Source organism: Brevibacterium sp. 1718 (assembly GCF_051131255.1).
Lineage (GTDB): Bacteria > Actinomycetota > Actinomycetes > Actinomycetales > Brevibacteriaceae > Brevibacterium > Brevibacterium sediminis.
This window is the reverse complement of the sequence record NZ_CP186550.1, coordinates 2,088,895-2,101,290: the sequence shown is the minus strand read 5'-3', so window position 1 is coordinate 2,101,290 and position 12,396 is coordinate 2,088,895. Positions and strand designations below refer to the sequence as shown.

Below are 12,396 nucleotides of genomic sequence, written 5' to 3'. Positions count from 1 at the left end.
ACCGCGTCTGCGCTCTCCGCCGGGGGAGCGCAGACGCATCGTCTTCGTCTCAGCGGCGGACCTTCTTCACGATGTTCTCGATATCGGAGCCGAACGCGTTCTCCGTCGTCAGGTAGGTCCACGTCGACGACGGGCGTTTGAGTCCGTGCGACTCGAGGTCGATTCCCTCATCGGTGATCGTCGCTTCCTCGATCGTCGACTTCGAATCGTCGATGACATCGGACCAGAACGATGAGAAGACCCGAATCGACTCGGTGTTGAACGCCTCGTGCGGCTTCTCCCTGGCGAATGTGCGCAGGTGGATGCCCTCACGCAGATCGTTGAGGAAGGCGAGGTGATCAACCCAACGCGCGTCGAGGTGGAAGAGCATGACCTCTCGCAGCACCGAGTCCAGCAGCTCCTCGGAGTGGTCCTGCGCGATCTCATCGGCACGGTCGCCGAGCTCCTTGCGCAGCTGCTCGACGGGCTCGTCGTCCTTGCGGATCTCGGCTCGGCGCTCAAGGACGAGCTCGCGCTGTTTGGCCATGAGCTCGTTGAAGCGCCAGGTGTCACGATGCAGTGCGGTGTTCTGTCCCTCAGCGATGCGCTGAGCGTGTTCGACGAGGCCGAGCGCGCGCTTGGATTCGATGAGACCCGTCTCATCACCTTCGGAGACGAAGCGTTGGATCTCGGGAACCCTGGTGACCAGTTCGTCTTCGAGGCTGGTGAAGAACACGGACGTGCCGGGATCGCCCTGACGACCTGCGCGACCGCGCAGCTGGTCATCGAGTCGCGATGACGGATAGCGACCGGCGCCGATGACGAGGAGGCCCCCGGCGTCAGCGACCTCGTCGTCGGCCAGTCGGATGTCCGTCCCGCGTCCGGCCATCTGCGTCGACACCGTCACCGCGCCAGGTGCACCTGCTTTCGCGATGATCTCTGCTTCCCGGGAATCGTCCTTGGCGTTGAGGACGGCGACGTCGATTCCGCGTTCGGTCAGCCGTTCGGCCAACGACTCGCTCTCGGCCACCGAGGAGGTGCCGATGAGAACGGGACGGCTGCGGGCATGCTGGTCGGCGACCTCTTCGACGATCGCTCGTTCCTTCGACTCCTGATAGGTGAACAGGCGGTCGGGTTCGTCGACGCGGATCACGGGCAGGTGCGTATCGATGGGCACGATCTCCAGCCCATAGAATTCGCGCAGATCGTCCCCGACGGCCAGGGCGGTGCCGGTCATTCCGCAGACGGTCTGATATCCGTGGATGAGCTCTTCGACCGTCATCTGGTCGAGGATCTCACCGCTGTCGGTGGCGTCGAGGCTCTCCTTGGCTTCGACCGCGGCTTGGAGTCCGTCCGGCCAGCGCTGAAGTTCGGCGACGCGACCTCGGGACGAGGAGATGAGTTTGATCCGTCCATCGACGACGAGATAGTCGACGTCGCGTCTGACCAGCGCTCGGGCGTGGAGTGCCAGATTGACGGCGGCGAGCGTCTCGGAGTCCTCTCCGAAGAGTTCGACGTCGAGTTCCTCCTCGACCCGGTCGACTCCGGCGTCGGTGAGTGAGACGGCGTGCCTGTCGGCGCTGACCTCATAGTCGGTGTCAGGGCTGAGCCGGGACACGAGCGCTGCGATCGCGGCGTCGGTGTCCTGGACACTGGAAGAACCGGCGAGGACGAGCGGCACACGCGCCTCGTCGATGAGCACGGAGTCGGCCTCATCGACGATGACGACATCGCGTTCGGGAACCCGCTGATCGGCATCCTCGGTGAGGAACCGGTCACGGAGGACATCGAAGCCGACCTCGGTGACCGAGGCGTAGACGACCTCGGAGCGGTAGGCTTCACGGCGTTCGTCGTCGCCCTGCGCGCCGGAGATCGCGGCTGACTTCACCCCGAGGAGGTCGAACAGGGGCTTCATCCAGTTGCGGTCACGGACGGCGAGGTAGTCGTTGACGCTGACGACGTGCACGCGTCGCCCCTGCAGTGCGTAGCCGGCTGCGGCCAGCGCACCGACGAGAGTCTTGCCCTCACCGGTGGCCATCTGGACGATGCTGCCCTGCAGCAGCCCGACGAGTCCGCGAAGCTGTGTGTCATAGGCGCGTTCGTCCAGCACCCGCTCACCAGCTTCGCGCGCCAGAGCGCAGTAGCGGATGAGAGTCTGCTGCTGTGTGCCCGAGCCGAAGACCTCGCCGGCGGCCTCCGTGATTTCGGCATCGCTGAGCTCGGAGAATTCGCGCCCGGCCGCGTCCAGATCGTCGACGGCGCGCTCGAACCAACCTGTCGTCTTCTCCGCATGAGAGCCGGGGCGGTTGAGCAGGCGAGAAAAGAATCCCATTGTCGTCCTTCGTCGTTTGTACGTCGATGTCGAGTCTAGCGTTCAGGACATGGGCCACGAACCGTCGACGACGGCCTCGGCGTTGCCCTTCTTCCGCAGCCAGGCCTGCAGCCCTGCCGCCTGTGAGCGCTTCCAATCGGCTTGTGCGGCCATGATCTCATCGTTGCTCATCGCCCAGATTTCCGTCGACTTTTCGGCCAATGCTCGGGAAATGTCCAGAGCGGCCAGAGCGTCGGCGGCAGCATCATGGGCGTCGAGGAGTTCGACGCGGTAGGTCTTCGCCGTCTCGATGAGCGTCCGTTTGCCCTTGCGGTAGGGATCGATGTGCTTGTCGACGACGAAGGTGTCGACGATCGTCGGGATGATCGAGGGGAAATCGATGTCCGGGCGGTGGCGGGCCACCTCGGCGGCCATCACACTGAGGTCGTAGACGACGTTGTGTCCGACGACGACGGCGCCTTCTTCTCTCAGTGCGGCGAATTCTGCGCACAGCTCGCTGATGACCTGGGTGGCGGCGGCTCCGTTGGCCTGAGCGAATTCGGTGGTGATGCCGTGGACCGCCCGCGCCGATTCGGGGATCTCGATCCCCGGATCGGCCAGCCACGTGCGCACCTGATCCGCCGAGTCGACGAAGGCGGCGGTGACGATTCGGGCGGTGGCCGGTTCGACTCCGGTGGTCTCGAGGTCGAAGCCGACGAGCCGCGACTGAGCCCACGAACCGTCGGTCCCGTTCCGTACTGTTGACTCAGCTGACACGGCAGACTTGGATGGCAGGGACGCTGTCGCTGTGCTCCCAGGTGCCGCGGAGTGTGCGGAAGCCGCACCGGCGGTCCCCGACACGGATTCGAGAGCACTGGTGAGATTGTCGACGGAGCGGCGGATGTTCTGCCCCTCGGCCGCAGCTTCGACCCCGGCGCGGTCGAAGCTGTTCGGGACGCGGTCGAGGTCGATGCCGTGCTCGACGTCGGTCAGGCAGCGCATGACCTCCAGAGTCTTGTAGAGACTCTCCTCGACCTCGATGATCGTTGCGGCTCGCTTCGGACTGAGCCCGCCGGTCTTCACCCCGGCCTTGGCGGCCTTGACGATCGATTCGAGGGAGCCGAAGTTCTCCAGCAGCGTCGCGGCGGTCTTCTCCCCGATACCGGGTGCTCCGGGAAGCCCGTCGGACGGATCGCCGCGCAGAGCGGCGAGCTCGCGATAGCGGGCGCCGTCGGGCACTCCGTAGGCGGTCGGAAGGTCGGTCTGTGCCAGGGCTTCCCACTCGCCGCCTTTCCGGGGGCGCAGTACGCTGACTTCGGCGGACGAGTCGAGCAGAGCCAACAGATCGCGGTCGGGGGAGACGATGATCACAGGGGTTTTCGACTGGGCAGCCATCGTGGCGATGACGTCATCGGCTTCGGTCCCGGCCACCTCGGCGATGGGAATCCCCGCGGCTGTGAGGACGCGGTTCATGATCGGCAGCTGCACGGCCAGCTCAGGTGGGATCTCCGTGCCGGCTTCTTCGTCCTTGACGCGTGCCGCCTTGTACTCGGGCATGATCGCGGTGCGGAAGGCCGGACGCCAATCCGCGTCCATCGTCGCGATCACACGATCGGTGTCGAACCGGCGCACCATCTGCGCGACGGTGTCGAGCACCCCTCGAACGGCGTTGACCGGGTGACCGTCGGCATTGACGATCGAATCCGGCACCGAATAGAAGGCGCGGTAGTACAGGGCTGGAGTATCGAGCAGAACCAAGGGCTTCACATCAGGTGACGATACCCGACCCTCCTGACACAGGTGTAGCCGCAACGGCCGACGGTGTAGCCTGTCGGCTGTGACTATGTACTTTGGTGGAGATGTTTACAGCAGTGTCGATCCGTTTGCGACGGCGTTGGGATATGAGGACGGGAAGGTCTCGTTCATCGGTTCCGATGAAGCGGCCAAGGCTCTGGACCCGGAGGCGATCGACCTCGGTGAGGGCTTCCTCACCCCGGGATTCGTCCATGCCGGGCTGATCGTGGACGACTCGGCCCCGTCGGCAGCCGACCTGTACGCACAGGGTTTCACCCATGTGCACGCGATCGGCACCGCCGAGGCGGTCGCCCGGTTCGCCGCCGACACTCCTGAGGCACTGTCGATCGTCGACTACCCGCAGCTGGACTCCGGTTCCGTTGGGTCCCGTCGCGCCTCGATCACCGCCGCTGACCTGCTCGGACTCGAGGAGCTGCCGGCACTGAGCCTCTTCATCCTCGTCGCCTCGGACGCCCAGCTCACCGAGGTGCTCGAGACCCTGCGAGCCGATGCCGCTCATGCCCAACGCCACGGGTACCGTCTGCGCCTGGACTTCTCCGTTCCGGACGATCAGGTTCAAGCCCTCGGCCGCAGCGGAATCGCCATCACCCTCGACCCTGCTCGCCCGCAGCCCTTGGCTCAGCTGCTCGCCGCCGGAGCGCAGGTGTCCTTCAGCCATTCCCAGACCTCTCCCTGGGCAGGAGTGCGGGATGCCGTTGTCGGCGACGGAGGAATCGGCGCTCGTGCGGCCTTCAACGCTGCCACCCGCTTCGCCCACCGCGCGGCCGGTAATCCCGAAGGCGGAGTGCTCGCCCCCGGTGCCGATGCCGATTTCGTGCGCTGGAAGGTCGACCGGCTCGTCGTCCAGGTCGCCGACCCGCGCGTCGCAGCCTGGAGCACCGACCCGCGGTCGGGAACGCCTGGGCTGCCCGAACTGTCTCCCGATGTGGCGCTGCCCACCCGGGTGGAACTCTGATCTGAAACCGATGCTTCGGCCTGTCCAGCCGACACGCCGATGGACTGAAAATTCCGGTTTTTCAACTAAGCCTCTGACCTGCAGTTTCAGCCATCAGCCCAGGTCACAGCGATTTTGCAAAGTCTCCGGCGGCCACTAGATTCGACGTGAACATTCCGCTTGACGTGGGATGGAGTCGGCACTCCCGTCAATAGATAACTCGCTGCTGCGGCAGCGTGGTCCGAAGGCGGGGGTGTCGACTCATTGTCTGGGGCGACTTCCGCGTATCGTGGAGTCCGTGCTTTCCAAGATTCTTGTCGTCATCCCCACTTTCAACGAACGTCTCGCCCTCCCCGTGACATTGGCCGGACTGTTCGAACAGCAGCCCGAAGTCGACGTCCTCATCGTCGACGACGGCTCTCCCGATGGAACCGGCGAGTGGGCCGATGAGCAGGCTGAGAAGGACCCCCGCATCAACGTCCTCCACCGCAGCGAGAAGTCAGGGCTCGGAATGGCCTATATCGCTGGATTCGAATGGGCATTGGAACGCGACTACGAGATCATCTGCGAGTTCGATGCTGACGGTTCTCACCGTTCCCTCGACCTGGGGCAGCTGCTCGACGCCGCGGGAGAAGGACGAGGGGACCTCATCATCGGCTCACGGTGGGTGCCCGGCGGCGAGATCGTCGATTGGCCGAAGTCGAGATACTTCCTCTCCCGCGGCGCGAACGTCTACGTCAACGCTGTCATGGGTCTGGGAGTCAAAGATGCGACCGCCGGTTTCCGCGCGTACAACCGCGCTGTGCTCGAGGCACTCGATCTCTCCGGTGTGCAGTCGCAGGGATACTGCTTCCAGATCGACATGACCTACCGCACCGTCGAAGCCGGCTTCCGCGTCGCCGAGGTGCCCATCGTCTTCGTCGAACGCGAGCTCGGTGAATCGAAGATGAGCGGCTCGATCATCTCCGAGGCGTTCACGAAGGTTGCGAGTTGGGGCCTGACCCGCCGCCGCAGTCAGCTGCGCCGCCTGCTGACCCGTTCCACCCCCACCACCTAAATTCCCCCTCTTGCTACCTGACGGCGGTCCAGCAACCTCGCGCGAGGTTGCTGGACCGCCGTCAGGTAGCAATAAGGGGTGCAGGTCGGTTGACCTGCACCCCTTGTGTGCTCTTGTTGTGGTTATATCAGCTCTGGGCCGGAACCTCACCGCGACGGATTGCGAGGCGCTCGTCGAGGAGCACCTGGAGTTCGTCGAAGGATCGGCGTTCCAGGAGCATGTCCCAGTGGGAACGCACATGCTTGACGGGCTCGCCATCGGGTTCGTTGACTCCGACGCGGACGCCGATGCCGTGGATTCCCGAATCCCAGGTTGAGGGGACTTCGGCTTCGATGGAGAACGGCACCTTGAAGCGGGTTCCGTCTTCGCATTCGAATTCGACCATCTGGCGGGGTGCCGGCTCGACGCCCTCCTCGGTTTCGAGGCTGCGCGAGCCCAACTGTGTTCCGCGGAGACTGCGTTCGCTCATATCTAAGACCTTCCGACTCGACTGCACACCTTGGACGCAATGTAACAGTCTACCGTGCTCGGATATTCCTCGCCGACCGGGAGTGATCCATTCCTCGACCGGAATCTCGACTCAGCCGCGTCGGCTGGCCAGCACGTCGAGGCCGAGCTCGACATCATCGGTGACGATCCCGTCGACTCCGAGGTCGAGCAGCGACCGCATCGTCGCCTCGTCGTTGATCGTCCAGACGTGGACGAGCAGACCTGACCGGTGAGCCCGGTCGACGAAGTCGGCAGTCACCACAGGGACCCGTCTGAACGACACCGGAACCTGGAGGGCGTCGGCTCCGGGCGGGAGGGGAGCAACCCCGTGGTCGGGAATTCCCGGCAGTCGGCCGAGGGCGAAGAGGGCGGTCTCCGTCGTCCCCGTCGACGTCCGCACACCGGGCAGAGCTATGCGCAGCCGTCGGAGCGTTGCGGAATCGAAGGAAGCGAGGCGGATGCGGTCGGCGGCATGGAAATTGTGAACGAAGCGGATCATCGGGCCGATGCTGTGGGCGGCTTTGACATCGATGTTCCATCGCACGTCCGGCAGTGCTTCCACCAACGTCTCGAGGCGGGGGAGTCGACCGCCCGCGAGGAGTTCGACTCGGTCGAGCTCGGCTGCCGGCAGTTCCCGAATGGTGTGGTCCAGCCCGGCGATGCGATTGAGGTCGGCATCGTGTGCGGCGAAGAGGATTCCGTCGGCGGAGGCGTGGACGTCGGTCTCCATCCACTCGACTCCGGCCGACGCCGCAGCGGCGAAGGCCTCGAGGGTGTTTTCGCTCATCCCCGGCCAGAGGCCGCCTCGGTGCGCGATGATCTCTGGGTCCGCGATGACCTCCCGCTGGGAATTCATGGTCCAATCCTAACCAGGGTGTTGATTTCGCCGAGGCTGTGTTCAAGGATGGAGCCATGAGCTCACACCGCGAACCCATCGAACCCGACGACGTCATCGACGCGACCGCGAAGACCCCGACCGAACGCGCCCGCCGGGCCGCCGGACGCGCTTACAGCGTTGCGAGCAGCGGTGTGAAGAACGTGCGGGAGGCGGCCTCGACCTCCCGCCTCATCGAAGCCACCGAGAATGGGGTCAACCGTGCACTGGGAAGCGTTTCGCACGCGATCGATGATGCTGTGCGCAGCGGCAAGGTCGAACGCGCCTTCGACCGGGCGCAGGAGACCGTGACGACGGGAGCCGAAGGTGTCCGGAAGCTGGTGACACGCAAGTCCCGCTGACCGGGCAGACTCCACCGGCCTGGATCTGCGCAGCTCGCGCACCGCGTTCGAGAGGCGGCGGTTGACCAACTCTCACCGAAGCACTCAGTGAGCAGACTCTCATCCATGTGGCACACCATTTCGGTGTGCCACATTGCTTTTGTAACAGTTCCTTAACTAGAATCTGTGAAGATAACGATCAGATAACTTGGAGTTTCTCCTCGAGCGCACTGCTGCGAGAGGTCTTCCCATTACATCTCCGAGTTGCCGAGACACTCTCTGATGACGACGAGGAACACCACTGTGGGCAGACACTCAGCACCGAGCACCAAGAAGACCGGGTCGATCTTCTCAGCGCTGACGGCGAAGAAGAAGACCGGACGCCACGCACCGACCGACCGCCTGAACACCGCCGGGGGAGTGCTGGCAGCAGTCCGCACCCGTCCGGTGCTCTCCGCCTTCATCGTGCCGACCGCCGCAACGGCAGCCGTCGTCGCTTCGAGCCTTGCAATGGTGCCCAATGATTCTTCCACGGGCGGCCAGGTCGTGGCCGAAGCGCCGGCCGAAGCCCCCGCCGTCGCCGTCTCCGAACCGACCAAGGCCGCGGATGAATTTCTCGCTAAGGCGAAGAAGCAGGCCAAGGAGAAGCCCGCAGAAGTCACGATCGACACCCATATCGAGACACCGAGCCCCGAGCCGTCGAAGACCGCGGACAAGAAGGATGAGGGCTCGACCGGCGGCGGAGAATCCTCTGGCGACGAGGGTTCGTCCGGAGGGTCCGCGGATGAGAACGACGGACCTTCGAACTCCGGCAAGTCGGCCGGCGAATCCGGCAGCTGCCCCATGTCCTACTACGGCGGCGGTGACGGATTCGACGGGAAACAGACCGCAAACGGCGAGATCTTCGATACGAACAAGCTCACCGCGGCCCATAAGACCCTGCCGTTCGGCTCCAAGGTGAAGATCACGAACAGCGCGAACGGAAAGTCCGTGACGGTGCGGGTCAACGACCGAGGCCCCTACCACGGCAATCGGTGCTTCGACCTGTCCAAAGCCGCCATGGAGGCCGTCGGCGGCGTCGGCGCCGGGCAGATCAACGGCAAGTACGAAGTGCAGTGACCCGGGCGGTAAGCTGCTGACTGCTCACGTCACTCATTGAGCTCCGCCGCGGCCCATGCATGATCGTGCAGGACGCGGCGGAGCTGTTTTGGCGAGAGGACTTCGACCCCGGGCACGGTGACGAGCTGGCTGACGGCCACCCCGGCGGGTTCCATGGGAAGGTCGATCTCGATGGTGTCGCGATCCGTCCGCCCCGAGTCGATGGCGTCCTCGGTGAGTCGGCCCGGAATCGCGCGCTTAAGGTCGTCGATCTGGGCCACGGGCAGCCGCAGTCTCACGAGTATCCGACGAATCGAAGCATCGAATTCAGCCTGCGCCCCCGTCCAGTAGTCCGCGAGGTCGAAAGAAGGCGGGGGAGTGCAGTGGAGGAGTCGCAGCTCGGCCGAACCGATCCGTGAAACTCGATACGTTCGGGGACTGCCTCCCGGCGGCTGCGCCGCGAGATACCAGCGACCGGCCTTGACGACGAGTCCCAGAGGCAGCAGTGTGCGCGGTCGCAGACCGTTCCGTCCGCGATATGTGACCTGCAGTCCCCGCTGAGTGCGCAGTGCGGTGACGATGGTGTCGAGCTGCTCGGGATCCTCCTTGGCCATGAACCAATCCGGCCCGTCGACGAGGATGAGCTGTGAGAATGCCGATGACGATTCGGCGAGGACTTTCGCTCGGGCCGTGGCCAACGCGGACGAGAAGCCGAGATCGGCCGCGGCAGGGGAGCCGATGAGGAGGGAGTCGAGTTCGTCCCGGGTCAGACCCGCCACAGGCGAGACCCAGTCGCCGAGGAGGCTGATCCCGCCGCCGGGTCCCGCCTCGGTGATGACGGGCACGCCCATCCGCGACAGCTCACCGAGGTCACGGTAGATCGTCCGCTCGGTGACCTCGAGACGTCGCGCGAGATCGGATGCCGTGATCGGCCGAGAACGCGCACCGAGGATGACGATCTCCGAAACGAGGCGAGCAGCTTTCATAATTCCGAGAATAATGAAGGACACTGACACGAGATGTCAGTGGAAGCCGATGAGACTGTTCCCATGAATACACCGACACCGGAATCAGCTCACGCCGCCGACCCCGCCGACTTCGCTCCGTTCTCCCAACGTGCACTGAGCGGCAAGGTCGCCCTCGTCGCCGGGGCCACCCGAGGAGCCGGCCGCGCCATCGCCCGGGATCTCGCACGCGCCGGCGCCTTCGTCCACTGCACCGGCCGATCGACCCACGAGCGTCCCTCCGACTACGCACGCACAGAGACGATCGAAGACACCGCCGCCCTCATCACCGACGAAGGCGGCCAGGCCGAAGCCCACGTCTGCGATCACCTCGATCCGGCCCGGATCTCACAAGTGATTCGCCAGATCGAAGCCGACCACGGTCGTCTCGACATCCTCGTCAACGACATCGGGGGAGAAGCCTACGTCGAGTGGGGCACACCGTTCTGGGAGACCGAACTCGATACCGAGATGCGCTTGTTCCGGGCGGGACTGCTCACTCACCTGCACACCGCACATGCCGCCCTGCCCCTGCTCACACGGAACCCGGGCGGTCTCCATATCGAGATCACCGACGGCACCGCAGAGTTCAACGCGAGCCACTACCGGGAGAATATGTTCCTCGACCTCACGAAGACGGCTGTGAGCCGACTGGCCTTCGGGCTCGGCCACGAACTCGCCAAGGTGGAAGCGACAGCGGTCGCCATCACCCCCGGTTGGCTGCGATCGGAGATGATGCTCGATCACTTCGGCACCACAGAGGATGACTGGATGCGCGACTCGCTCGACGAAACCCGCACCGAACCGCCACGTGATTTTGCGATCTCCGAGACGCCTCATCTGCTCGGTCGTTCCGTTGTCGCACTGGCCGCCGATCCCGACCGGCACAGCTTCAACTCGACGACGCAGGACACCCACGGATTGGCCCTCCACTACGGATTCAATGACCTCGACGGTTCGCGACCCGATTCGTGGAGCTTCATCACCACCCTCGAGAACGACCCTGCGGCGGATCCCCGCGAGTTCCGCTGACCGCACGGGCGAGTGCGGATTCCGCACTTGCCGAATCCGTCTTGGCACGGGCCCGGGACCTCGTTAGTCTGAAGCCACCCAATCGCTTCAGGAGGAGTTCGCCGTGTCCGCAGAGACCCGTGACGTCGTCATCATCGGAGCAGGCCCATCGGGTCTCAGCGCCGCCCGTCGGCTGCGGAAGGCCGGACGCAGCGTCATCGTGCTCGAGGCCCGTGACCGCGTGGGCGGCCGCACCTGGACCGAACACATCGACGGGCAGATGTTCGAACTCGGCGGCCAGTGGATCTCCCCGGACCAGACCGCGCTGCTGGCCCTCGTCGACGAACTCGGCAAAGAGACCTACCCGCGGTACCGTTACGGAGACAGCGTCTACATCGCTCCCGACGGAACTCGTACCGTCTATTCGGGGGAGATGTTCCCGGTGGGGGAGTCGACCCAGTCCGAGATGGAGCGCCTCGTCGGCATCCTCGACGAACTCGCCGCAAGGATCGGTCCGAAGGCACCCTGGGATGCCGAAGACGCTGCCGAACTCGATTCGATCTCGTTTCACCACTGGCTGCGCCAGCAGTCCGAGGACGAACTCGCATGTGAGAACATCGGGCTGTTCGTCGCCGGCGGCATGCTGACCAAGCCCGCCACCACCTTCTCAGCACTCCAAGCCATTCTCATGGCCGCCTCGGCGGGATCGTTCACGAATCTCGTCGACGATCACTTCATCCTCGATCGTCGCGTCGTCGGCGGGATGCAGTCGGTTTCGGTGCAGATGGCCGAGGAGCTCGGTGAGGACATCGTCCGTCTGCAGCAGCCGGTGCGCCGGATCGAATGGTCGGAGACCGGCGTCAGTGTTTCCACCGACGAGCTGACAGTCAGCGCAGGCCAGGCGATCGTCGCCGTGCCACCGAACCTCTACTCGCGCATCAGCTATGACCCGCCGCTGCCGAGGCTTCAGCAGATCTTCCACCAGCACCAGTCGATGGGGCTCGTCATCAAGGTCCACGCCACCTACGACACCCCGTTCTGGCGCGAAGACGGTCTGTGCGGAACCGGTTTCGGCGCCTCACGTCTCGTCCAAGAGGTATACGACAACACGAACCACGGTGAAGAGCAAGGTACTCTCGTCGGCTTCATCTCCGATGTCAACGCCGATGCCATGTGGGCCCTCGACGAAGAGTCCCGCCGGACGAAGATCCTCGAAGCCCTCGCCGAGTTCCTCGGCCCGAAGGCACTCGACCCCCGGGTGTTCTACCTCTCCGACTTCGGCGCGGAGGAATGGACCCGCGGAGCCTATGCGACCAGTTATGACCTGGGCGGTCTGCACCGGTGGGGACCGTTCCAGAACGACCCGGTCGGGCCCATCCACTTCGCCAGCTCCGATATCGCTGCCGAAGGCTACCAGCACGTCGACGGAGCGGTGCGCATCGGCACCGCCACCGCCGAGAGGATCCTCGGCGAGAAGTCCTGA

General features: G+C 64.7%; 11 protein-coding genes. 6 read left to right on the top strand and 5 right to left on the bottom strand.

What is annotated here, in order from left to right:
• Positions 1 to 49: 49 nt before the first annotated feature.
• Both secA2 and ACOZ9V_RS09450 read right to left on the bottom strand, forming a co-directional pair.
• Positions 50 to 2,311 carry an accessory Sec system translocase SecA2 gene (gene secA2, locus ACOZ9V_RS09455; RefSeq protein ID WP_139467224.1) on the bottom strand — a complete coding sequence of 754 codons (2,262 nt, stop codon included), beginning with the start codon at positions 2,309 to 2,311 and terminating at the stop codon, positions 50 to 52.
• Positions 2,312 to 2,353: 42 nt separating this feature from the next.
• Entirely contained in the window at positions 2,354 to 4,057 is a 1,704-nt protein-coding gene (locus ACOZ9V_RS09450) for a 5'-3' exonuclease H3TH domain-containing protein (protein ID WP_434595310.1), read from the bottom strand.
• 76 nt (positions 4,058 to 4,133) lie between these two features.
• On the opposite strand from ACOZ9V_RS09450, the gene ACOZ9V_RS09445 reads away from it, so the two are divergent.
• On the top strand, positions 4,134 to 5,060 hold the full coding sequence (locus ACOZ9V_RS09445; protein ID WP_181270642.1) for a metal-dependent hydrolase: 927 nt from the start codon (positions 4,134 to 4,136) through the stop codon (positions 5,058 to 5,060).
• 277 nt (positions 5,061 to 5,337) lie between these two features.
• The gene (locus tag ACOZ9V_RS09440) at positions 5,338 to 6,096 is read left to right on the top strand and encodes a polyprenol monophosphomannose synthase (RefSeq protein ID WP_229663922.1); all 759 of its coding nucleotides are present in this window, start codon (positions 5,338 to 5,340) and stop codon (positions 6,094 to 6,096) included.
• Between the two features lie 127 nt (positions 6,097 to 6,223).
• On the opposite strand, the gene ACOZ9V_RS09435 is transcribed toward ACOZ9V_RS09440, so the two are convergent.
• Complete coding sequence (locus ACOZ9V_RS09435; RefSeq protein ID WP_098731087.1) at positions 6,224 to 6,565, bottom strand: RNA polymerase-binding protein RbpA; 342 nt, start codon at positions 6,563 to 6,565, stop codon at positions 6,224 to 6,226.
• A 111-nt stretch (positions 6,566 to 6,676) separates the two neighbouring features.
• Positions 6,677 to 7,441 (bottom strand): glycerophosphodiester phosphodiesterase family protein, encoded by a 765-nt coding sequence (locus ACOZ9V_RS09430; RefSeq protein WP_139467221.1) that lies wholly within the window; start codon positions 7,439 to 7,441, stop codon positions 6,677 to 6,679.
• A gap of 56 nt (positions 7,442 to 7,497) precedes the next feature.
• Between ACOZ9V_RS09430 and ACOZ9V_RS09425 the strand changes: the two genes are divergently transcribed.
• Positions 7,498 to 7,821 carry a hypothetical protein gene (locus ACOZ9V_RS09425; protein ID WP_181270499.1) on the top strand — a complete coding sequence of 108 codons (324 nt, stop codon included), beginning with the start codon at positions 7,498 to 7,500 and terminating at the stop codon, positions 7,819 to 7,821.
• A 261-nt stretch (positions 7,822 to 8,082) separates the two neighbouring features.
• A complete protein-coding gene (locus tag ACOZ9V_RS09420; protein WP_181270498.1) occupies positions 8,083 to 8,919 on the top strand; it encodes a septal ring lytic transglycosylase RlpA family protein in 837 nt (278 codons plus the stop codon).
• 29 nt (positions 8,920 to 8,948) lie between these two features.
• On the opposite strand, the gene ACOZ9V_RS09415 is transcribed toward ACOZ9V_RS09420, so the two are convergent.
• Complete coding sequence (locus ACOZ9V_RS09415; RefSeq protein ID WP_434595304.1) at positions 8,949 to 9,884, bottom strand: helix-turn-helix transcriptional regulator; 936 nt, start codon at positions 9,882 to 9,884, stop codon at positions 8,949 to 8,951.
• Positions 9,885 to 9,947: 63 nt separating this feature from the next.
• Between ACOZ9V_RS09415 and ACOZ9V_RS09410 the strand changes: the two genes are divergently transcribed.
• Complete coding sequence (locus ACOZ9V_RS09410; protein ID WP_434595302.1) at positions 9,948 to 10,934, top strand: SDR family oxidoreductase; 987 nt, start codon at positions 9,948 to 9,950, stop codon at positions 10,932 to 10,934.
• A gap of 103 nt (positions 10,935 to 11,037) precedes the next feature.
• Positions 11,038 to 12,396: a flavin monoamine oxidase family protein gene (locus tag ACOZ9V_RS09405; RefSeq protein ID WP_434595300.1), complete on the top strand. Its 1,359-nt coding sequence runs from the start codon at positions 11,038 to 11,040 to the stop codon at positions 12,394 to 12,396.

Excerpts from the sequence above, each read along its gene's own strand:
- secA2 (WP_139467224.1), bottom strand. The coding sequence starts at position 2,311 with ATGGGATTCTTTTCTCGCCTGCTCAACCGCCCCGGCTCTCATGCGGAG.
- ACOZ9V_RS09445 (WP_181270642.1), top strand. The coding sequence starts at position 4,134 with ATGTACTTTGGTGGAGATGTTTACAGCAGTGTCGATCCGTTTGCGACG.
- ACOZ9V_RS09435 (WP_098731087.1), bottom strand. The coding sequence starts at position 6,565 with ATGAGCGAACGCAGTCTCCGCGGAACACAGTTGGGCTCGCGCAGCCTC.
- ACOZ9V_RS09430 (WP_139467221.1), bottom strand. The coding sequence starts at position 7,441 with ATGAATTCCCAGCGGGAGGTCATCGCGGACCCAGAGATCATCGCGCAC.
- ACOZ9V_RS09425 (WP_181270499.1), top strand. The coding sequence starts at position 7,498 with ATGAGCTCACACCGCGAACCCATCGAACCCGACGACGTCATCGACGCG.
- ACOZ9V_RS09420 (WP_181270498.1), top strand. The coding sequence starts at position 8,083 with ATGACGACGAGGAACACCACTGTGGGCAGACACTCAGCACCGAGCACC.
- ACOZ9V_RS09415 (WP_434595304.1), bottom strand. The coding sequence starts at position 9,884 with ATGAAAGCTGCTCGCCTCGTTTCGGAGATCGTCATCCTCGGTGCGCGT.
- ACOZ9V_RS09410 (WP_434595302.1), top strand. The coding sequence starts at position 9,948 with ATGAATACACCGACACCGGAATCAGCTCACGCCGCCGACCCCGCCGAC.